We start from the raw sequence: 20275 nt of genomic DNA, 5'->3' as shown, positions 1-20275 counted from the left end.
AGGAAGCCTTTATTCGACGACTTTGGGCACCAGGAAGAAATTCTGATCGGTATTCGGCGCATTGGCGACGATGTCGGCGGCCTTGTTGCCGTCGGTCACTTCGTCCGCGCGCTTCTTCATCGCCATCGGCGTCACGGAGGTCATGGCCTCGACGCCATCGACATTCACTTCGGAAAGCTGTTCGACGAAGCCCAGAATGCCGTTGAGTTCGCCCATCATCCGCTGCGCTTCGTCTTCATTGACGGCGATGCGGGCAAGATGGGCAACGCGTTTGACAGTGGCGAGATCGACGGACATGGCATTCTCCGGATAGCAAGATTATCCACAAAAGCGGATTTGCTTCACGCTATAAAGGCCATGTCCGCCATACGCAACGGGTATCGTCAGGCAGAAACGCTCTCGCCCACCTTCGGCGCGGCAACTGCGGTCTTCGAGCCCTCCATGCCGGCAACGAACTTTTCCGGGGTCTGATCGATGATCGGGAAGGTGCCGTAGTGGCAGGGGATGGCGGTCTTGAAGTTGAAGAAGCGCTGGCAGGCGAGCGCAGCAACGGCACCGCCCATGGTGAAGCGGTCGCCGATCGGCACGATGCCGATATCGGGCTGATGCAACTCGTTGATCAGGGCCATGTCGGAGAAGATATCGGTATCGCCCATGTGGAACAGCGTCGGCTCGTCGTCGAAATGCAGCATCAGGCCATTGGGATTACCGAGCGCGTGGGAAACGCCGTCTTCGGTGATCTGGGCGGACGAATGCAGCGCATTGGTGAATGTGGCTGAGAAGCCGCCGAGACCGACGGTGCCGCCGGTATTGCCCATTTCCAGCTTCTCGACGCCCTTGGTGCCGAGCCAGGAGGCCAGATCGGCATTGGCGAGAACGACGGCGCCCGTATCCTTGGCGATCTGAACCGTGTCGCCGACGTGATCGCCATGGCCGTGGGTCAACAGGATATGGGTCACACCCGAGGCAACATCCTTGATATCGAGGCCAGCGGCGGCAAAGGAAGAGTTATACGTCAGAAAAGGATCGATCAATATTTTGGCCTTTGCCGTTTCGATGCGAAAAGCGGCATGGCCGAGCCAGGTGATCTTCATTGGATTTCTCCTTAATGCTTGATTTGAAATGGCAGGCTGGTGTCTAGGAGATATCTCAAACCGCAGCAAAGAAAAGCGGTTCGGACTTCAATTTGTTTTGACGAGAGCGAGACCTTGATGACGACGCTGACCATCGAAGACCTAGCCGCGACGCTCCTGCCCGGGCAGGCGGTTGCCGGCCTCGATCTCGGCACCAAGACGATCGGACTTGCGATGTCCGATCTCGGCCGCCGCTTCGCCACGCCGCGCCCGGTGATCAAGCGGGTAAAGTTCACCCAGGATGCTCAGACTTTGCTCGCCTTCGCCGAGAAGGAAAAGGTGGCGGCCTTTATTATCGGCCTGCCTGTCAATATGGACGGTTCTTCGGGGCCGCGGGTGCAGGCGACGCGCGCCTTCGTGCGCAGCATGGCCGACAAGACCGCCCTGCCCTTCGTCTTCTGGGATGAGCGGCTTTCGACGGTTGCGGCCGAACGGGCGCTTCTGGAAATGGACGTCTCGCGTGCCAAGCGGGCCGAGCGCATCGACTCGGCCGCTGCGAGCTTTATTCTTCAGGGAGCCTTGGACAGGCTTTCGGCGCTCGGCAGAGCAACCTTGTCCGATCTCGACTCCTGACGGTGCCTCCACCAGCCCATGATGGCGGCGCGCCGGCGAAAGCCGAAAATCGCGAAAACCAGCAGACTATCAAAGGCGATGGCGCGGGCGACGAGCGGCGGGATGGCTTCCGGCGGAATGCCGAGGATCTTGCCGTAGATCTCGAACACCAGATCATGCATCTGCCGCGTCAGCATGAAGATGCCGAAGCTCATGTCGTAGTACGACAGATAATACCATGCCCCGATAAACGAGACGGGGCCAGCCCAGCAAATCAGCAACCACTTCATGCGGCACCTCTTCGACGCGGATATTGCGTCGTCCCAGCCGAAAGGACGAGCCAGTTCGACAGCGCCATGGCGCTCAACACCATCGCGGGCAACGTTATATCTAGGGCCAGCACGGCGAAGAACATCATCGCCGTGACAAGAAACACTAATTTTGTGGGTCTGGACCCCATGGCTGCACGCTTAATAGTTAACAATCGGTCTTTTCACACTGCCGAGTTAACCGTTGCGGCGCAATGTAAACCATTTGTTAAGGTTAACGGCGCGGCGGGCTTGTGGATATCTCCCGGATGAGCGCCGGTATCAGCCGTAGACGCCGCGCACGATCCGCTTCAGCGCCGTTGACGCCTTCTCCCAATCCCTAGCGGTTTTCAAGACAAGGCCGGCGCATTGATTGCTGAGCGTGGCCGAAAGCACGACATGCTGGATGGCGGCGAAGATCATGGCGTTGACGGCCTGTGCGTCGATCCCCTTCGGCGGGGTGAGCGAGCCGCGCATGCGCTCGATCCAGCCGGCGAGTGCCTTGGAGCGGGCCTCTGAGAGCCTGCGAACCTGCTCGCTGTTTTCGGATACTTCCCAGGCAACGATGCGGCGCATCAGCGGATCGGCGCGCAAGGCGTCGAGAAACAACAGGGCGAGCCGCTCCATCAGATCGCCATAGGTCAGAAGAAACATGCCGCCGGTATCGTCGGGAATGCGATCCTTCACCCAGCTTCCGAGATCCGCACCGATGGCTTCCACCAGTCCGTCGAGCCCGCCGTAATAGCGATAGATCAGCTGCTTGTCGCAGCCGGCGCCACGCGCTACCGCGTTGATACCGAAATTCTGGAACCCCTCCTCCGCAAGGAGCCGCTTGGCGGCATCGAGAATCGCCTGCTCGGTTGCGGCGCGGTTGCGCATCCGCTTTTCCGGAACGGGCGCTTCCATCAGGATTTTAACGGCTGCGTTTGCAACGGCCATCGACTCAGCTCCAATCTGTCACCGAGCGGTGAGTAACAAGTCGAATTGGCGCGAACAACAAAGGTGTGATCGGCAGCACCGTCAAAGCCTGCGAATCCACAGATTTAGAGATACCGGCCGAACCATACGGTCGTTTCCGACGCCAGATCGGGCGGCAGTTCCACCGGTACGAAGCCTCGCGACGACCAGAAACGGATACCGCCATGATTGCCGGAATTGGCGCCAAGATGAACCCCTTTGACGCCGCTGGCGCTGGCGTACGCCATCCAGCGCTCCAGCAACGCCGTGCCGACGCCTTTTCCCTGAGCCCTCGGCAGCAGGTTCATATGAATATGTGCGGGAAATGGATCGGTGAGAATGGCCGGCGTCCGTTTCGGATGATGGATTGTCGATATCCGGCGCTGATCGGCATCCCAGAGTGCCGGATCGCCGACGGGATCGGCGTACCGGCGCCGCAGATCCGGCCACCACTCACGCTCCAGGCGCTCTTCGAAAGCAACCGTATCGAAAACGCCCGCGATATAACCCAAGACGCCTTCGTCATCCTCGGCGACGAAAACCATCTCAGGGTGGAGTGCAGCATAGGGCGCGGAATAGATGTGCCCAATCAAACGGCCATCGCGGTAAAGCGCCGTCGCATCCTTGCCGGCGTCACCGGTCAGCAGCGAGATGGCATAGAGCTGGTCGATATCATCGGATTGGACCTGACGGAGGTTGATCATGGGAGCCTCTGCGAGCTGACGTGAGAATCTTGTGCGGCCAACAATCAAAACTCCAATGTCTCTTCAGAGGTGCCGACTTACATCCATTCGCCGATGCAACACGCGAATGATGGCGACTTCCGCATCCGGCAGAAGATAGTAGATCACGTGGGAGCCGATGGCATGTTTGAAATAACCTTCGCGGATATGGATGCGACGCCCGATTTTCAGACCGGACGCCAGTCCCTCGAAGGCTTCGACGATTTCTGCATGGTAGGCTTCCGCTTGCTTTGCGGACCAGTTCTCGACGGTATATCGCCAGATGTCTTCAAGATCGGCCCCGCTAGCGGGGACAGGCCGTACTCTCGAGGCCTATTCGCCATATGTCGCGCGCATCCGCCTCAGGAATGCGGCGTTATCGAAGGGGCAGGCTTTCCGGATTCCTCACCAGCAATCAATGCATCCTGAAGAACCCTGACCTTCGCTTCATGCTCTTCAAGCAGACGCAAACCTGCGCGAAGAACATCGCTGGCAGAGCCGTATCGGCCCGTCTGAATCTGAGCTTCGATAAAGGCGCTGAAATGATCACCAAGCGAAACGGATGTGTTGCGGGCCATGTAAACACTCCTATGCCGATACCGCTGCGAGCCCGGCAATCGCTGGCGCAAATTCTATGTCGCCGGCGGATAGAGAAGGTCGACGATATAGCTGGCGTCGAAGCGCGCATCGAGCATGCCGTAGGTGGCGCGCCAGCCGCCGGCCAGCCGGGTTTCGATGAAGGCATCGGCGATCTTGCCCGCGCCGAGGCGATAGAGCTCGGCCGCACCGGCGGCGAGCGCCATCTGCTCGACCAGGAGACGGGCTGCCCCCTCATCCTGCTCGCAAAGCGCCATGGCCGCGCGCAGCACCTCGATGGTCTTCTTGCCGGCGGGCCCGAGATCGCGGGCAAGGCCGGCGAAGACGGTTTCGAACAGGTCCTTGCCCCGGTTCAAGACTCTGAGAACGTCGAGCGCCATGACGTTGCCGGACCCTTCCCAGATCGCATTGACCGGTGCTTCCCGGTAATGGCGGGCGATCGGGCGCTCCTCGATGTAGCCGCTGCCGCCGATGCACTCCATCGCTTCATAAATCAGCGCCGGAGCGATCTTGCAGCACCAGTATTTGGCGACCGGCGTCATGACGCGGGCGTAGGCGGCGTCTTCAGTGCTGCCGCTCGCTTTGTCGAAGGCTTCGGCCAAACGGAAGGCGAGCGCAGTCGCGGCAGCGACATCGAGCGCCATGTCGGCGAGCACGCGCGTCATGATCGGCTGTTTGACCAGCATCTTGCCGAAAACGCTGCGGCCGCGCGCATGATGCACGGCTTCGGCCAACGAAGCCCGCATGATGCCGGCCGACGCCAGCGCGCAATCGAGCCGTGTCAGCGTCACCATGTCGAGGATCGTGCGGATGCCGGCATCGGGCGTCCCGAGTAGGAAGCCGAAGGTGTCGGTGAATTCGACTTCCGAGGAGGCGTTCGAGCGATTGCCGAGCTTGTCCTTCAGCCTCTGGAATTGCAGGCCGTTGGCCGAGCCGTCCTCGAGCAGCCGCGGCACCAGGAAACAGCCAAGGCCCTCCTTGGTCTGGGCCAGCATGATGAAGGCATCGCTCATCGGCGCCGACATGAACCATTTATGGCCGGAGAGCCTGTAGATGCCCTCGCTCACCTTGTCGGCGGCCGTCCTGTTGGCGCGCACATCGGTGCCGCCCTGCTTCTCCGTCATGCCCATGCCGATGGTGACGGCTGTCTTTTGCATGGCCGGCTTGTTGGAGGAATCATATCTGCGCGACAGGATCTTCGGCGCCCAGTCCTTCTGGACGGCTGGCGACGCCATCATGGCTGCCACGGACGCGCTGGTCATCGTCAGCGGGCAGAGATGGCCGCATTCGAGCTGCGCCGTCAGATAGAAGCGGGCCGCGCGCACCTTGTGCGACTGCCCCACCGCTTCGGGATCGGCCTGCGCATCCCAGATCGAGGAATGCAGGCCCGACGACATCGAACGGCGCATCAGCGCGTGCCAGGCCGGATGGAATTCGACCACATCGAGACGCTCGCCGCGCGGACCGTGGGTGCGCAGTTGCGGGGTGCCCTGGTTCGCCATGCGCGCCAGTTCCTGCGCCTCGTGCGAGGTGACGAAGCGACCGAGCTGCTCCAGGTCTTCCCGTGTCGAACGCGGCAGGCCAGAGGTCAGATCGACTATCAACGGATCGGAACGATAGGCATTGATGCCGGACCAGAGGCTCGGCTGGTTCAGGTCGGCAAATGGGTCATCAGTCCGGGTCGGTTGGGTCATATTTCGCTTTTAGAGCAAGAGGGTTGCAAAAGGAAACCGGAAGTTTTGTCTCCTAACAGCATAGCTGCTGTAACCGGATTCGAGCGAAATTGCATGGGGAACACGCGACCTTGTCACATGCGCGCGCTTGCCCCTTTGGCGCTCCCTCTCTATAGACCCCCTGACGACATCCAGAGGGCAGGTCCATGGTCTTCTTTCCCCACCGCCACCTCATCGGCATCAAGGGTCTTACCGAGCAGGATATAACCTATCTTCTCGACAAGGCCGACGAGGCGGTCAAGATAAGCCGCCAGCGTGAGAAGAAGACGTCGACGCTTCGCGGTCTCACGCAGATCAATCTCTTCTTCGAAGCCTCGACGCGCACCCAATCCTCCTTCGAGCTGGCCGGCAAGCGGCTTGGCGCCGATGTGATGAATATGTCGGTCGGCAATTCGTCCGTGAAAAAAGGCGAAACGCTGATCGATACGGCGATGACGCTGAACGCCATGCGGCCGGATGTGCTCGTCATCCGTCATTCGAGCGCAGGTGCCGCCGCGCTGCTGGCGCAGAAGGTCTCCTGCTCAGTTGTAAACGCCGGCGATGGCCAACATGAACATCCGACCCAGGCGCTGCTCGACGCGCTGACGATCCGCCGAGCGAAAGGCAAGCTCTCGCGCATCATCGTCGCCATCTGCGGCGACGTGCTGCATTCGCGCGTTGCCCGTTCCAACATCCTGCTCCTGAACGCCATGGGCGCTCGTGTCCGCGTCGTGGCGCCCGCTACCCTGCTGCCCGCGGGCATTGCCGACATGGGCGTCGAGGTCTTCCATTCGATGAAGGAGGGGCTGAAGGATGCCGACGTCGTCATGATGCTGCGGCTGCAACGCGAACGCATGTCCGGCGCCTTCGTGCCATCGGTGCGCGAATACTATCATTTTTACGGGCTGGACGCCGAGACGCTCAAAGCCGCCAAGGAGGATGCGCTCGTCATGCATCCGGGGCCGATGAACCGAGGGGTCGAGATCGCATCCGAGGTGGCCGACGGTCCTCAAAGCGTCATCGCCGAGCAGGTGGAAATGGGTGTCGCCGTGCGCATGGCAGTCATGGAAGTGCTGCTCGTCTCACAGAACCAAGGACCTCGCAGCGAGGTATCAGGCGCATGAACAACTCGATCGTCCTGCAGAATGTCCGCATCATCGACCCCTCCCGTAATCTCGACGAGGTCGGTGCGATCGTGGTCGAAGGCGGCATCATCGTCGCCGCCGGCAAGGATGCGAAAGGCCACCCGACGCCGAAGGGCGCGACGGTACGGGATTGCACCGGCCTCGTGGCCGTGCCGGGTCTGGTCGACGCCCGCGTCCATGTCGGCGAGCCTGGCGGCGAGCATCGCGAAACGATCGCCTCGGCGAGCCGCGCGGCCGCGGCCGGCGGCGTCACCTCCTTCATCATGATGCCGGACACCCATCCCGTCATCGACGACATCGCCCTGGTGGAATTCGTCAGAAAGACGGCGCGCGACACCGCGGTCGTCAATGTCTATCCGGCCGCCGCCCTCACCAAGGGTCTTGCCGGCGAGGAGATGACGGAAATCGGCCTTCTGCGGGCGGCCGGCGCGGTTGCCTTCACCGATGCGCATTCCGCAGTCTACGACACACAGGTCCTGCGGCGGCTGATGACCTATGCGCGGGAATTCGGCGCGGTCATTTCCTGCGAGACCCGCGACAAGTATCTCGGCGCCAACGGCGTCATGCATGAAGGGTTGCTTGCGAGTTGGCTCGGGCTGTCAGGCATCCCGAAGGAGGCCGAACTCATCCCGCTCGAGCGCGACCTGCGCATTGCGGCGCTGACGCGCAGCCACTATCACGCCGCCATGATTTCCGTGCCTGAATCGGCTGAAGCCATCCGCCTTGCCCGCGCGCGCGGCGCCAAGGTCACCTGCGGCATCTCGATCAACAATCTCGCGCTGAACGAGAACGACATCGGCGAATACCGCACCTTCTTCAAGCTCTACCCGCCGCTGCGGTCCGAGGACGACCGCACGGGCATGATCCAGGCGCTGGCGGACGGCACCATCGACATCATCGTTTCCTCACACGACCCGCAGGACGTGGACACCAAGCGCCTGCCGTTCGCAGAGGCTGAGGACGGCGCAGTCGGGCTGGAAACGCTGCTGGCCGCCGCCCTTCGCCTCCATCATAGCGGTGAGATCAGCCTGATGCGGCTGATCGATGCCCTGTCGACGCGGCCGGCCCAGATCTTCGGTCTCGATGCCGGCACGCTGAAGCCGGGCGCGAAGGCGGATATTGCCTTGATCGATCTCGACGAGCCTTGGCTTGTCGCCAAAGAAATGCTTCTGTCGCGCTCGAAGAATACACCTTTCGAGGATGCAAGAATGAGCGGCCGGGCGGTTGCAACCTATGTCGCCGGCAAGCTGGTTCACAGTCTCTAGAGCAGGCCCAGGGTTTACGGAGAACAAGACGTGATGGCGGATTTCTGGACTTGGCAGCTTACCCCGGAGACAGCGCTGGCAGCCCTCGTCATCGGCTACCTGCTCGGCTCCATCCCGTTCGGCCTCTTGCTGACGCGCATGGCAGGCCTCGGTGACGTCCGCAAGATCGGCTCGGGCAATATCGGCGCAACCAATGTGCTGCGCACCGGCAACAAGGGGCTTGCGGCCGCCACCCTGCTGCTCGACGCCTTCAAGGCCACCGTCGCCGTGTTGATCGTCGCGCATTTCTTCGGCAATGACGCCGCGGTGCTCGCCGGTTTCGCGGCCTTCATCGGTCATATCTTCCCGGTCTGGATCGGCTTCAAGGGCGGCAAGGGCGTTGCGACCTATCTGGGCATCCTGCTCGGTCTGGCTCCGCTGATGGCCTTGATTTTCGCGATCGTCTGGCTCGCCATCGCCTTCACCACCCGTTACTCGTCACTCTCCGCGCTGGTTGCAACCCTTGCCATCCCGGTTGTATTGTGGATATTGGGCGTCGACAAGATCGCCGGCGCCATGGCGCTGATGACGGTCATCTCCTGGTACAAACACAGAGCCAACATCGCCCGGCTGGCGGCCGGAACGGAAGGCAAGATCGGAGCGAAGGGGTAATGGATACAGGCAGCGCAAGACGGACCGGAGTTGCGCTGACCGAAAAACAAAGGATCGCCTGGCTCAGGCTTATCCGCTCCGACAATGTCGGTCCATCCACCTTTCGCCATCTCATCAATCACTACGGCTCGGCAGAGGCGGCGCTTGCCATGCTACCGGAGCTTTCCCAGCGCGGCGGCTCGACGCGGGCGATCCGCATTGCCGACGAGCGCGACGCTCTGCGGGAACTGGAAGCGATGCATCGGTTCGGTGCGCGCTTCGTCGGCATCGGCGAGCCGGATTATCCGCCCGCGCTCCGCGAGATCGATGGCGCGCCACCGCTTCTTGCGGTCAAAGGCAATGTCCCGACGGCAACCCGTCCGGCAATCGGCATCGTCGGCTCGCGCAATGCCTCGATCAGCGGGGCCAAGTTCACCGCAATGATCGCCCGCACCTGCGGCGAGGCCGGATACGTTGTCATCTCCGGGCTTGCCCGCGGCATCGATACGGCAGCCCATCGCGCCAGCCTCGAGACCGGCACGATCGCCGCCATGGCCGGCGGGCTGGATCAGCCCTACCCGCCTGAGAATATCGGCCTGCTCAACGACATATGGGACGGCAACGGGCTTGCAGTCAGCGAAATGCCGTTCGGATGGGAGCCGCGGGCTCGCGACTTCCCGCGCCGCAACCGGTTGATATCGGGCATCTCGCTCGGCGTCGTCGTCATCGAGGCGGCGACCCGCTCCGGCTCGCTCATCACCGCGCGCCTTGCCGGCGAATTCGGCCGGCTGGTCTTTGCCGTTCCCGGCTCGCCGCTCGATCCGCGCTGCGAAGGCACCAACGGCCTGCTGAAGGACGGCGCGATGATCGTGACCACGCCGAACGATATCGTCGATGCTCTGCGGCCGCTGGCTGAGCCCGATCTCTTCCGCCCTCGCCCTTCCGAAGCGCCAGTCGAACGGAGCAAACCGTTCTCCGCACCGCCCGCTGATGCTGAACGCGATCACATCGTCGATGCGCTCGGGCCGACACCGGTCGAGATCGACGACATCGTCAGGCATACAGGCCTGCCGATATCCTCGATCCATTCCGTTCTTCTCGAGCTCGATATGGCCGGCCGGCTGCATCGCCATCCCGGCGGGCTCGTGTCGCTCTCCATGCTGGATTGAAAACTGTGACGCGCATACCAATTCTAAGCATCGCATCGTCGCGCCAGGCGCAAAAATTGACATCGCCTCTTGACCGCGACGATTTCCCTGTCCATGTCGGAGGGCCGGGGAGACGAAAAAACTCGGCTTCTCCCGTGCCTTGTTTCGGCACGACCTCCTATTCAGAGACTTAATGATGAACGTTGTAGTGGTAGAATCGCCTGCCAAGGCTAAGACAATCAACAAATATCTGGGACCCGGATATAAGGTTCTTGCCTCCTTCGGCCATGTGCGTGACCTGCCCGCCAAAGACGGTTCGGTGCTGCCGGACCAGGACTTCGAAATGCTCTGGGAAGTCGATGGCGCTTCGCAAAAGCGCATGAAGGACATCGCTGACGCGGTGAAATCCGCCGACGGCCTGTTTCTAGCGACCGACCCGGATCGCGAAGGCGAAGCGATTTCCTGGCATGTGCTCGACCTGCTCAACAAGAAGCGTGTGATCAACGGCAAGCCCGTGAAGCGCGTCGTCTTCAACGCCATCACCAAGAAGGCCGTGCTCGACGCGATGGCCGACCCGCGCGACATCGACGTGCCGCTGGTCGACGCCTATCTCGCCCGCCGCGCCCTCGATTATCTCGTCGGCTTCAATCTGTCGCCGGTTCTGTGGCGCAAGCTGCCCGGCGCCCGCTCGGCCGGCCGTGTGCAGTCTGTCGCGCTTCGCCTCGTCTGCGACCGTGAATCCGAAATCGAGCGCTTCATTTCGGAAGAATACTGGAACCTTTCGGCCATCCTGAAGACGCCGCGCGGCGACGAATTTGAGGCTCGCCTCGTGTCCGCCGACGGCAAACGCCTGCAGCCGCGCGCGATTGGCAACGGCGAAGAGGCCGGCAAGCTGAAGGCGTTGCTGGAAGGCGCCGCCTATGTCGTCGACAGCGTCGAGGCAAAGCCCGTCAAGCGCAATCCGAGCCCGCCGTTTACCACTTCCACCCTGCAGCAGGCCGCTTCCTCCAAACTCGGCTTCTCCGCTTCGCGCACCATGCAGGTCGCACAGAAGCTCTATGAAGGTGTCGACATCGGCGGTGAGACCGTCGGTCTCATTACCTATATGCGTACGGACGGCGTGCAGATGGCGCCGGAAGCGATCGATGCGGCACGCGCGGCGATCGCCGATCAATTCGGCAACCGCTACCTGCCGGAAAAGGCGCGCTTCTACTCGACCAAGGCGAAGAACGCCCAGGAAGCACACGAAGCGATCCGCCCGACGGATTTCGATCGCACACCGGACCGCGTCCGCAAATTCCTCGATGCCGACCAGCTGAGACTCTATGACCTCGTGTGGAAGCGCGGCATCGCCAGCCAGATGGCCTCCGCCGAGATCGAGCGCACCACCGTCGAGATTCTCGCCGACAATGCCGGCGAGAAGGCCGGCCTGCGCGCCGTCGGCTCCGTGATCCGCTTTGACGGTTTCATTGCCGCCTACACCGACCAGAAGGAAGACGGCGAGCAGAGCGACGATGCCGACGACGAAGATGGCCGTCTGCCCGAGATCAATGCGCGCGAAAACCTCGCCAAGCAGAAGATCAATTCGACGCAGCACTTCACGGAACCGCCGCCGCGCTATTCGGAAGCTTCGCTCATCAAGAAGATGGAAGAGCTCGGCATCGGCCGCCCGTCGACCTATGCGGCGACGCTGGCGACGCTGCGCGACCGTGACTATGTGACGATCGACAAGCGAAAGCTGGTGCCGCAGGCCAAGGGCCGGCTGGTGACCGCCTTCCTCGAAAGCTTCTTCACCAAATACGTCGAATACGACTTCACTGCCGATCTGGAAGAAAAGCTCGATCGCATCTCCGCTGGCGAATTGAACTGGAAGGACGTATTGCGCGATTTCTGGCGCGATTTCTTCGCCCAGATCGAGGACACGAAGGAGCTGCGCGTCACCAATGTGCTCGACGCGCTGAACGAGGCGCTGGCGCCGCTCGTCTTCCCGAAGCGCGAGGATGGCAGCGATCCGCGCATCTGCCAGGTGTGCGGCACGGGCAACCTGTCGCTGAAGCTCGGCAAATACGGCGCCTTCGTCGGCTGCTCGAACTATCCGGAATGCAACTATACGCGCCAGCTCTCCTCGGAAGGCGGCGCCGAAGCCGAATCCACCGGTCTGAACGAGCCGAAGGCACTCGGCGCGGATCCGGTCACCGGCGAAGAGCTGACGCTGCGTTCCGGTCGCTTCGGACCCTATATCCAGCGCGGCGATGGCAAGGATGCCAAGCGCGCCTCGCTACCGAAGGGCTGGAAGCCCGAGGATATCGATTACGAGAAAGCGATGGCGTTGATCTCGTTGCCGCGCGATATCGGCAAACATCCTGAAAGCGGCAAGATGATCTCGTCCGGCATCGGCCGTTACGGGCCGTTCCTGCTGCATGACGGCAGCTATGCCAACCTCGAAACCGTCGAGGATGTCTTCACCGTCGGCCTGAACCGCGCCGTGACAGTCCTTGCCGAAAAGCAGAGCAAGGCAGGTGGCGGAGCACGCGGTGGTACGCCGGCTGCATTGAAGGATCTCGGCGCGCATCCGGACGGCGGCGGCTCGATTACCGTTCGTGACGGGAAATACGGCCCCTATGTCAACTGGGGCAAAGTCAACGCTACCCTGCCGAAAGGCACGGACCCGCAGGCGATCACAGTCGAGGAAGCCCTGGCTCTGATCGTTGCAAAGGCCGGCAAGGGCGGCGGCACGACGAAGAGGGCGCCCGCCAAGGCAAAGACTGCGGCCGCCGGCGCAAAAGTGACGAAAACGACCGCCAAGCCGAAAGCAGCTGCAAAGAAGCCTGCGGCCAAGACGGCAGCGAAAAAGAAGAGCGCAGAGTGAGCAGAGAACCACGCGGCAGGATTTCATCGTCGGAACGACGTTCCGGCAAGCCCGGCCGCGCCGGTAAGGCAAGCGGCGACGCCGAGCCGATGATGGCGATCGTTCACGGCACGTTGCCGCCGCGCGAAATCATCCTGCGCTTCATCGCCGAGCATCCGCAGCAGGCTTCGAAGCGCGAACTCGCCAAGGCCTTCGGATTGAAGGGTGAGAGCCGTGTCGAGCTGAAGAATCTCCTGCGCGAGCTCGAAGAAGACGGCATGGTGCAGAAGAGCCGCAAGTCGCTCATCCGCCCCGGCGCTCTGCCGCCGATCGCCGTTCTTGATATCACCACGCGCGACAAGGATGGCGGATTGATCGGCCGCCCCGCTGAGTGGGCCGAGGAAAACGGCGTGGCGCCGGCCGTGATGATCAAGCAATCCTCCTCGCCCGCCGGCCGCAACGGCAAGGGCAAGGCGCCCGTCGCCGGCATGGGCGACCGCATCCTTGCCAAGATCTTCTCGGCGGTGGATCGTGGCGGTCCGGCCTATACCGCGCGCATCATCAAGGTCATCGACAAGCGGAGGGGCGCGTCCATGGGCGTCTTCCGCGAGACGCCAGGTGGCGGCGGCCGGCTGATGCCGATCGAACGGCGCGGCGAGGAAATGGTAATCGATCCGGACTATACCGGCGAAGCCAAGGACGGCGATCTGGTCGAAGTCGAAGTGGCCCGCCTCGGCCGTTTCGGCCTGCCGCGCGCCAAGGTACTGTCGGTCGTCGGCTCCGTCGCCTCGGAAAAGGCGATCTCGATGATCGCCATCCACGCGCACGGCATTCCGCACGTATTCCCAGCCGCCGTGATCGCGGAGGCGGATGCAGCCAAGCCGGCGAGCATGTCGCATCGCGAGGACTGGCGCAGCCTGCCGCTGATCACCATCGATCCGGCCGACGCGAAGGACCACGACGATGCCGTCTACGCCGAAATGGACCCCTCGCCTGACAATCCCGACGGCATTATCGTCACGGTCGCCATTGCCGACGTTTCCTGGTATGTGCGCCCCAATTCCCCGCTTGATCGCGAGGCGCTGAAGCGCGGCAATTCGGTCTATTTCCCCGACCGTGTCGTGCCGATGCTTCCAGAGCGCATTTCCAACGATCTCTGCTCGCTCAAGGAAGGCGTCGATCGCCCTGCCCTCGCCGTCCGGATGATCTTCTCCAGAGAAGGCCGCAAGGCTGGACACACCTTCCATCGCATCATGATGAAGAGTGCCGCCAAGCTTTCCTACCAGCAGGCGCAGGCGGCGATCGACGGCCAAGCCGACGACAAGACCGGGCCGATGCTGGAGCCGATCCTTAGACCTCTCTGGCACGCGTATGAAATCCTGAAGAAGGGCCGCGAGCGGCGCCAGCCGCTCGAACTGGATATGCCGGAGCGCAAGATCCTGCTGAAGCCCGACGGCACGGTCGATCGCGTCGTCGTGCCGCCGCGCCTCGATGCGCACAAGCTCATCGAAGAAATGATGATCCAGGCGAACGTGGCTGCGGCCGAGACGCTGGAGAAGAAGAAACAGGGACTTATCTTTCGCATCCATGACGGCCCAACGCTCGCCAAGCAGGAAGTGCTGCGCGAATTCCTGGCGACACTCGGCATATCGCTGCCCAAGGGCGGCAATGTCCGGGCCAACAGCTTCAACGGCATTCTGGCGAAAGCCGATGGGACGCCGCATCAGACCATGGTCAACGAGATGGTGCTGCGCTCGCAGAGCCAGGCGATCTACAGCCCTGATAATATCGGGCATTTCGGCCTGAACCTGATGAAATACGCCCATTTCACGTCTCCCATCCGCCGCTACGCGGATCTGATCGTACATCGTGCGCTCGTCGGCTCGCTTGGCCTCGGCGAAGGTGGAATCACGTCGGATGAGGAAGCTGCCCTCGACGACATCGCCGCGGAAATCTCGACATTCGAGCGCCGCGCCATGGCGGCGGAACGCGAGACCGTCGACCGGCTGATCGCCCATCATCTCGCCGGGCGTGTGGGCGCGGAATTCGAGGCGCGCGTCGGCGGCGTCACCAAGTCGGGACTTTTTGTCACCCTGCCGGACTATGGCGCCGACGGTTTCATCCCTATATCTACGCTCGGCACCGATTACTTCATCTATGACGAGGCGCATCAGGCGCTGACAGGCGAGAAGACGGGGCTCGGTTATCGCCTTGGCGACGAGGTGAGCGTACGGCTGGTGGAGGCCGTGCCGCTTGCGGGCGCGCTGCGCTTCGAAATGCTGAGCGACGGACGGTCGATGCCGACGGCGGTACGCTCTTTCCATAAGGCGACCCGCCGCAATCAAAATCAGGCGCGCAAAGCGCCGGGCACGAGACCACCGCGCGGCCGCCGGTAAGGGACGGTTGCCGCCAGGAAGGAAGAGCATTCATGACGGGCAGCCCATCCGATCCCACCATGCGCTATGGTGGCGCAGACGAAAGCGAGCGCCCGCTCGGGCGATCGATTACCCGTGGCATGCTGAACCGCTGTCCCCGCTGCGGCACCGGCAAACTCTTCGGTGCCTTCCTGAAGCCGGTCGATCGTTGCGCTGTGTGCGACGAGGAGATTTTCCATCAACGCGCCGACGATCTGCCGCCCTATCTGGTGATCCTGGTTCTCGGCCATATCGTCGTCGGCGGCTACATGCTGACGGACATGGCCTTCAATCTGCCGATGTGGGTCCACCTCGCGATCTGGGCACCGATCACGGTGATCGCGGCGCTTGCGATCATACAGCCCATCAAAGGCGGGGTCATCGGCCTGCAATGGGCGCTCCGCATGCATGGCTTCGGTGGCCACGACGACAGCCCGGACGACTGGGATCAGGGAAACAGCCGGTCGTGAAAGCCATATGCCAGCCCAAGTCGCTCGCCCGCACGGCAGGCGGAACTCACCTTGCGCCGTTACGCCCTTTGGTCACGGCCAATATCGATTCGTCGTATATTCGGGATTCAGCGGAGCTGGTTTGCCGGCAACGGCTTGACATGGACAGCATTTCTTGTCTGAACATGCCGGGCGTCGAAAGGACCATCCCGGGGGATATGACCGATCTCATGAAAGCCGACCCGTTACCTGAATTTGGCCGTGCCGTGCCTTTCTATATCCCACGTGCCGATCGATTCGCCCGCCACGCGTTGCAAGGATCCGTTTATGCTTGAACCGACGAACGGCAAGACCGGCCATGTCGAAGAAATTCACTGGCCCTCGCTCGTCGCAGCTATCGCGTCCGTATCCGCCGTGGGCATAGCCATCGGGTTGGGCCTGCCGCTTCTCAGCATCATTCTGGAAAAGCGCGGCGTCCCCTCAAGCCTCATCGGGGTCAACACCGCGATGATGGGGGTGGCGTCGATGCTCGCCGCGGTCATCACGACAAAACTCGCCCATCGCTTCGGCGTCGTGCAGACGATGATCTGGGCGGTCATGCTCTCCGCGCTGAGCTCGCTGGGCTTCTACTACGCGGAAAACCTGCTTCTGTGGTTTCCGCTGCGTATCCTGTTCCACGGGTCGACGACGACTCTGTTCATCCTGTCGGAATTCTGGATCAATGCGGCTTCGCCGCCTTCCAAGCGCGGTTTCGTGCTCGGCCTCTATTCCACGGTCTTCTCCCTCGGCTTTGCAGCCGGCCCCCTGCTGTTCTCGCTTGTCGGCAGCGAAGGGCTCATGCCCTTCGCCATCGGCGCCTGCATCATCCTGGCAGCCGCCATTCCGATCTTCATCGCGCGCAACGAAAGCCCGGATGTCGACGAAAAGCCCGAGTTGCATTTCGTCCGCTACATCTTCCTGGTACCGACGGCGACCGCCGCAGTGTTCGTGTTCGGCGCCGTCACCGTCGGCGGCGGCTCCTTGTTCACCAGCTATGCCACGCGCCTCGGCTTCAACGAATCACAGGCCGCGCTGCTCTTGACCGTGATGGGCGTCGGTAATTTCGTTTTCCAGATCCCCCTGGGGCTGCTTGCCGACCGCATGCGCGACAAGCGGCCACTGCTCTCGATCATGGCCACCATCGGCTTGGTGGGCGCGCTGCTGCTGCCGTCTCTGTCCTCGAACTGGATCATTCTCGCGGTCATTCTGCTCTTCTGGGGCGGCTGCGTCTCCGGCATGTACACGGTTGGCCTCAGCCATCTGGGCACGCGCCTGACCGGAGCGGATCTCGCGGCCGCCAATGCGGCCTTCGTTTTCTGTTATGCCATCGGCATGGTTCTCGGGCCGCCGACGATCGGCACGGCGATGGATTTGGTCAACCCCAGCGGCTTTGCCTGGGCCGTTGCCTTTTTCTTCGGCCTTTATGTCCTGCTTTCGGGGATACGATTGCTTTTCATGGGCAACAGGGGTTGACTTTTCGGGCGCGATTTGTAGTTTCGCGCCAGAATTCGCCGTGGACCTCCGCACTGGCCGTCCACGGCGTTCATTTTTATTAAAGGCAGGACGACTATGGCCAAGGCTACCACTATCAAGATCAAGCTGCTGTCGACGGCCGACACCGGTTTCTTCTACGTCACGACGAAGAACAGCCGTACGATGACGGACAAGATGACGAAGACGAAGTACGACCCGGTCGCTAAGAAGCACGTCGAGTTCAAGGAAACGAAGATCAAGTAATTTCCCTAAACTTCTGGTTACAAAAGGCGCAACCGAGAGGTTAGCGCCTTTTTGTTTTCAATGACGTTCTCCTGGCGCCGAGCTCGACTGTGCTTCATAAGGCAAGAAGAGCTAAAATATAGATCCCTTGTATTCGTCGACAAAGAAAAAAACGCCGCCTTCGAAAAACGAAGAACGGCGTTTTGAGTTGGGGGTCGGCTAGCCTGCAAAACGGCACGAGGAACCGCTTATATTGCATGCCAGCCGACCGACCCCACGACCCAGGAGATGCGGCGGACCTGAGCATCATGGGGTATCTCGAACCCATACGGGCTGTCTGTGTACGAGACTAAATTTGCGCGAAATCGAAAGAAAATCAACAAATTCTTAATGATAAAAAATTGTTCTCTGGTTGGATGGTTAAAATTCCCGATTTCTTCTGAATAAATCTTCTGCGAAATTCACAATTCAAAAGCGAACACATCTGAAGAGGGAAGAGATGGCATTCGCAGATGCAACAAATTCCGAATACAGATATTTAAGAACATTTGAACACGTTAATTATCCTCGATTAATCCACAGTTTTTCTGCATTTTTTTCTAACTAAAACCACAGACTAAACGCGAACATATCGAATAGTAATTATAAAATCTCTAAAATAATCTATAAACTCAAGTATCTATCCAAATAAAAAGTGAAAATGCCGAATTTATCCTTTGAGAAAATCCCGGCGACATACCGCAGCGATGCAAAGATTACAAAATCTTAATCATTGTTCAAAACTTGCGAATGCCCCTCAATATTCATGGGAGGGCCTTATTCCGACTGATCTGTTCTAGATCAGGCCGCTGAAGCAACAACCCGATTGCGCCCTGCCCTTTTTGCTTCATAAAGCGCAAGATCGGCCTGCTTCATCAATTGCTCCGGCGTTTCGACTGTTTCCAAACGGCACGAGATGCCGAAGGAGGCCGTAATGTTAAGAGCAACGCCGCCTTCGCGCAGTTTGACGGGCATATTTTCTACCGACGCGCGCAATCGCTCCGCGACAGCAGCGGCCACTTCGGCAGGCGTATCGGGCATGACGACGACGAATTCCTCGCCGCCATAGCGGCAAGCCAGATCGGCACCGCGCACGGTGGACCGGATGCGGGCGGCGAACTCCTTGAGCACTTCGTCGCCGGCGTCATGACCATGGGTGTCATTGACGTGCTTGAACCGGTCGATATCGGTGATCAGAACAGAGAGCGGCCGTCCGCGCGCCAAGGAGCGGTCGAAAAGAATCTTCAGATGATTGTCGAGATAGCGCCTGTTGTTCAGCCCGGTGAGCGCATCGGTGACGGCAAGCTCGATGGTGTGCTGCACACTGGCCCGCAGACGGTCGTTGTAGCGCTTGCGGCGTATCTGCGTCAGGCAGCGGGCCACCAATTCGTTCGGATCGATGGGCCGGACGATGTAATCGTTGACACCCAGATCGAGCGCACGGACGATCATCTCGTCCGCGCCCTGCTCCGTCACCAGCAAGACAGGCAGGAAGCGCGTACGCTCCAGCGAGCGGAGCTGCGAGCAAAGCCGCAGCGGATCATAGTCGTCGAAATTCGAATTCACGATGACGAGCTCGAACGGCCGTTCCGCTGCCTCGAATAGGGCGGCCTGCGGATCGGACATCGCCATGACCTGGGCAATCGGCTTGAGCGCGCGGATGATGCGCTCCTGCGAGTTGGCGCGGCCGTCGACCAGAAGCACATGGCCGGTTTCGTCAGCGCGGCCATCGCCGACCCGCAGCAGGTCTTCGATACCGAAATTGCGGGCGGTCTCGTTGCGCATACGCAGCTCGTCGCTGAGCGTCTTCAAACGAAGCAGGCTCTTGACGCGCGAAATGAGCTGCAGGTCGTTGACCGGCTTGGTCAGGAAATCGTCGGCTCCGGCTTTCAGGCCACGCACGCGATCGGCGGGCTGATCCAGCGCCGTGACCATGATCACGGGGATATGCGCGGTGCGCGGATCGGACTTCAGGCGCTCGCACACTTCGAACCCGTCCATGCCCGGCATCATGATATCGAGAAGGATGAGATCGACCTGGGCGCCCGCGCAGATGGCAAGAGCTCTCGCTCCATCCTCCGCCGTCAGCACCTCGAAATACTCGGCCAGCAGCCGCGCCTCGAGAAGCTTCACATTCGCTGGAATATCGTCAACCACCAGGATGCGCGCGGTCATCAGCTTTTCCCCACGCTCAGGCGTCGCCCAAATAAGTCTTGATGGTTTCAATAAATTTCGGGACGGAAATCGGCTTCGAGACGTAGGCTTCGCATCCGCCCTGGCGAATGCGCTCTTCGTCGCCCTTCATGGCAAAGGCCGTGACCGCGATCACCGGAATGACGTGCAGATCATCGTCCTCCTTCAGCCACTTGGTCACTTCCAGCCCGGAAACTTCCGGAAGCTGGATATCCATGAGGATCAGGTCCGGGCGATGTTTGCGAGCGAGATCAAGCGCTTCCATGCCATTTCGGGTCTGGATCGTGGTGTAGCCGGACGCCTCGATCAGATCGCGAAAGAGCTTCATATTCAGCTCATTGTCTTCTACAATCATCACTTGCTTAGGCATGGAAAGCTGTCCCTGCATCCGGTATTGCATCTATTCTC

General features: G+C 61.0%; 20 protein-coding genes and 1 pseudogene. 11 read left to right on the top strand and 10 right to left on the bottom strand.

Annotated elements, in window-relative coordinates:
- Positions 1-9 precede the first annotated feature (9 nt).
- Together gatC and GA0061101_RS31985 are read right to left on the bottom strand one after the other, a co-directional pair.
- The gene (gatC, locus tag GA0061101_RS31990) at positions 10-297 is read right to left on the bottom strand and encodes an Asp-tRNA(Asn)/Glu-tRNA(Gln) amidotransferase subunit GatC (protein ID WP_037194314.1); all 288 of its coding nucleotides are present in this window, start codon (positions 295-297) and stop codon (positions 10-12) included.
- A gap of 86 nt (positions 298-383) precedes the next feature.
- A complete protein-coding gene (locus GA0061101_RS31985; RefSeq protein WP_047639233.1) occupies positions 384-1094 on the bottom strand; it encodes a metal-dependent hydrolase in 711 nt (236 codons plus the stop codon).
- Between the two features lie 117 nt (positions 1095-1211).
- Here GA0061101_RS31985 and ruvX point away from each other — a divergent pair, with 117 nt between their 5' ends.
- Complete coding sequence (gene ruvX / locus GA0061101_RS31980; protein WP_037194309.1) at positions 1212-1706, top strand: Holliday junction resolvase RuvX; 495 nt, start codon at positions 1212-1214, stop codon at positions 1704-1706.
- Here ruvX and GA0061101_RS31975 read toward each other — a convergent pair.
- The 6 genes and pseudogenes from GA0061101_RS31975 to GA0061101_RS31950 all read right to left on the bottom strand — a co-directional run bounded on the left by GA0061101_RS31975 (position 1643) and on the right by GA0061101_RS31950 (position 5963).
- Entirely contained in the window at positions 1643-1975 is a 333-nt protein-coding gene (locus GA0061101_RS31975) for a DUF6105 family protein (protein WP_037194307.1), read from the bottom strand. The two genes, ruvX and GA0061101_RS31975, sit on opposite strands and share 64 nt — an antisense overlap.
- A gap of 300 nt (positions 1976-2275) precedes the next feature.
- On the bottom strand, positions 2276-2932 hold the full coding sequence (locus GA0061101_RS31970; protein WP_092576616.1) for a TetR/AcrR family transcriptional regulator: 657 nt from the start codon (positions 2930-2932) through the stop codon (positions 2276-2278).
- Between the two features lie 104 nt (positions 2933-3036).
- Positions 3037-3654: a GNAT family N-acetyltransferase gene (locus GA0061101_RS31965; protein ID WP_092576614.1), complete on the bottom strand. Its 618-nt coding sequence runs from the start codon at positions 3652-3654 to the stop codon at positions 3037-3039.
- A gap of 63 nt (positions 3655-3717) precedes the next feature.
- Positions 3718-3957, bottom strand: a complete 240-nt coding sequence (locus tag GA0061101_RS31960; RefSeq protein ID WP_141694144.1) for a type II toxin-antitoxin system RelE/ParE family toxin — start codon at positions 3955-3957, stop codon at positions 3718-3720.
- Positions 3958-4005: 48 nt separating this feature from the next.
- Positions 4006-4250: pseudogene (locus tag GA0061101_RS31955) on the bottom strand (type II toxin-antitoxin system ParD family antitoxin).
- A 54-nt stretch (positions 4251-4304) separates the two neighbouring features.
- Entirely contained in the window at positions 4305-5963 is a 1659-nt protein-coding gene (locus GA0061101_RS31950) for an acyl-CoA dehydrogenase family protein (RefSeq protein ID WP_037194298.1), read from the bottom strand.
- A gap of 185 nt (positions 5964-6148) precedes the next feature.
- Between GA0061101_RS31950 and GA0061101_RS31945 the strand changes: the two genes are divergently transcribed.
- From GA0061101_RS31945 to rpmG, 10 genes are all read left to right on the top strand, one after another.
- Positions 6149-7105 (top strand): aspartate carbamoyltransferase catalytic subunit, encoded by a 957-nt coding sequence (locus GA0061101_RS31945; protein WP_037194296.1) that lies wholly within the window; start codon positions 6149-6151, stop codon positions 7103-7105.
- Complete coding sequence (locus GA0061101_RS31940) at positions 7102-8391, top strand: dihydroorotase (protein WP_037194294.1); 1290 nt, start codon at positions 7102-7104, stop codon at positions 8389-8391. The genes GA0061101_RS31945 and GA0061101_RS31940 overlap by 4 nt, the downstream gene beginning before the upstream one ends.
- 33 nt (positions 8392-8424) lie before the next feature.
- Positions 8425-9042: a glycerol-3-phosphate 1-O-acyltransferase PlsY gene (plsY, locus tag GA0061101_RS31935; protein ID WP_037194292.1), complete on the top strand. Its 618-nt coding sequence runs from the start codon at positions 8425-8427 to the stop codon at positions 9040-9042.
- The gene (dprA, locus tag GA0061101_RS31930; RefSeq protein ID WP_037194290.1) at positions 9042-10190 is read left to right on the top strand and encodes a DNA-processing protein DprA; all 1149 of its coding nucleotides are present in this window, start codon (positions 9042-9044) and stop codon (positions 10188-10190) included. Before plsY ends, dprA begins: the two co-directional genes overlap by 1 nt.
- Positions 10191-10365: 175 nt before the next feature.
- Positions 10366-13038: a type I DNA topoisomerase gene (gene topA / locus GA0061101_RS31925; protein ID WP_092576637.1), complete on the top strand. Its 2673-nt coding sequence runs from the start codon at positions 10366-10368 to the stop codon at positions 13036-13038.
- Positions 13035-15413, top strand: coding sequence for a ribonuclease R (gene rnr / locus GA0061101_RS31920; RefSeq protein WP_037194288.1), 2379 nt, complete (start codon positions 13035-13037; stop codon positions 15411-15413). Before topA ends, rnr begins: the two co-directional genes overlap by 4 nt.
- Positions 15414-15445: 32 nt before the next feature.
- The gene (locus tag GA0061101_RS31915) at positions 15446-15901 is read left to right on the top strand and encodes a DUF983 domain-containing protein (protein WP_037194286.1); all 456 of its coding nucleotides are present in this window, start codon (positions 15446-15448) and stop codon (positions 15899-15901) included.
- Positions 15898-16215 (top strand): hypothetical protein, encoded by a 318-nt coding sequence (locus GA0061101_RS31910; RefSeq protein ID WP_092576612.1) that lies wholly within the window; start codon positions 15898-15900, stop codon positions 16213-16215. The genes GA0061101_RS31915 and GA0061101_RS31910 overlap by 4 nt, the downstream gene beginning before the upstream one ends.
- Positions 16208-17392 carry an MFS transporter gene (locus GA0061101_RS31905; RefSeq protein ID WP_037194284.1) on the top strand — a complete coding sequence of 395 codons (1185 nt, stop codon included), beginning with the start codon at positions 16208-16210 and terminating at the stop codon, positions 17390-17392. Before GA0061101_RS31910 ends, GA0061101_RS31905 begins: the two co-directional genes overlap by 8 nt.
- Before the next feature lie 96 nt (positions 17393-17488).
- Entirely contained in the window at positions 17489-17656 is a 168-nt protein-coding gene (rpmG, locus tag GA0061101_RS31900; RefSeq protein WP_003547442.1) for a 50S ribosomal protein L33, read from the top strand.
- A gap of 819 nt (positions 17657-18475) precedes the next feature.
- Here rpmG and GA0061101_RS31895 read toward each other — a convergent pair.
- Both GA0061101_RS31895 and GA0061101_RS31890 read right to left on the bottom strand, forming a co-directional pair.
- Positions 18476-19849 carry a PleD family two-component system response regulator gene (locus GA0061101_RS31895; RefSeq protein WP_037194283.1) on the bottom strand — a complete coding sequence of 458 codons (1374 nt, stop codon included), beginning with the start codon at positions 19847-19849 and terminating at the stop codon, positions 18476-18478.
- 16 nt (positions 19850-19865) lie between these two features.
- A complete protein-coding gene (locus GA0061101_RS31890; protein WP_028754034.1) occupies positions 19866-20237 on the bottom strand; it encodes a response regulator in 372 nt (123 codons plus the stop codon).
- Between the last annotated feature and the right edge of the window lie 38 nt (positions 20238-20275).

The organism is Martinezella lusitana (assembly GCF_900094565.1).
Classification (GTDB): domain Bacteria; phylum Pseudomonadota; class Alphaproteobacteria; order Rhizobiales; family Rhizobiaceae; genus Rhizobium; species Rhizobium lusitanum.
The sequence above is the reverse complement of the archived record's forward strand: the minus strand, read 5'-3'. Positions and strand labels throughout refer to the sequence as shown.

Excerpts from the sequence above, each read along its gene's own strand:
- GA0061101_RS31895 (WP_037194283.1), bottom strand. The coding sequence starts at position 19,849 with ATGACCGCGCGCATCCTGGTGGTTGACGATATTCCAGCGAATGTGAAG.
- GA0061101_RS31945 (WP_037194296.1), top strand. The coding sequence starts at position 6,149 with ATGGTCTTCTTTCCCCACCGCCACCTCATCGGCATCAAGGGTCTTACC.
- ruvX (WP_037194309.1), top strand. The coding sequence starts at position 1,212 with ATGACGACGCTGACCATCGAAGACCTAGCCGCGACGCTCCTGCCCGGG.
- GA0061101_RS31940 (WP_037194294.1), top strand. The coding sequence starts at position 7,102 with ATGAACAACTCGATCGTCCTGCAGAATGTCCGCATCATCGACCCCTCC.
- GA0061101_RS31905 (WP_037194284.1), top strand. The coding sequence starts at position 16,208 with ATGCTTGAACCGACGAACGGCAAGACCGGCCATGTCGAAGAAATTCAC.
- GA0061101_RS31890 (WP_028754034.1), bottom strand. The coding sequence starts at position 20,237 with ATGCCTAAGCAAGTGATGATTGTAGAAGACAATGAGCTGAATATGAAG.
- GA0061101_RS31985 (WP_047639233.1), bottom strand. The coding sequence starts at position 1,094 with ATGAAGATCACCTGGCTCGGCCATGCCGCTTTTCGCATCGAAACGGCA.
- GA0061101_RS31975 (WP_037194307.1), bottom strand. The coding sequence starts at position 1,975 with ATGAAGTGGTTGCTGATTTGCTGGGCTGGCCCCGTCTCGTTTATCGGG.
- GA0061101_RS31965 (WP_092576614.1), bottom strand. The coding sequence starts at position 3,654 with ATGATCAACCTCCGTCAGGTCCAATCCGATGATATCGACCAGCTCTAT.
- GA0061101_RS31915 (WP_037194286.1), top strand. The coding sequence starts at position 15,446 with ATGACGGGCAGCCCATCCGATCCCACCATGCGCTATGGTGGCGCAGAC.
- topA (WP_092576637.1), top strand. The coding sequence starts at position 10,366 with ATGAACGTTGTAGTGGTAGAATCGCCTGCCAAGGCTAAGACAATCAAC.
- gatC (WP_037194314.1), bottom strand. The coding sequence starts at position 297 with ATGTCCGTCGATCTCGCCACTGTCAAACGCGTTGCCCATCTTGCCCGC.
- rpmG (WP_003547442.1), top strand. The coding sequence starts at position 17,489 with ATGGCCAAGGCTACCACTATCAAGATCAAGCTGCTGTCGACGGCCGAC.
- GA0061101_RS31970 (WP_092576616.1), bottom strand. The coding sequence starts at position 2,932 with ATGGCCGTTGCAAACGCAGCCGTTAAAATCCTGATGGAAGCGCCCGTT.
- GA0061101_RS31950 (WP_037194298.1), bottom strand. The coding sequence starts at position 5,963 with ATGACCCAACCGACCCGGACTGATGACCCATTTGCCGACCTGAACCAG.
- dprA (WP_037194290.1), top strand. The coding sequence starts at position 9,042 with ATGGATACAGGCAGCGCAAGACGGACCGGAGTTGCGCTGACCGAAAAA.
- plsY (WP_037194292.1), top strand. The coding sequence starts at position 8,425 with ATGGCGGATTTCTGGACTTGGCAGCTTACCCCGGAGACAGCGCTGGCA.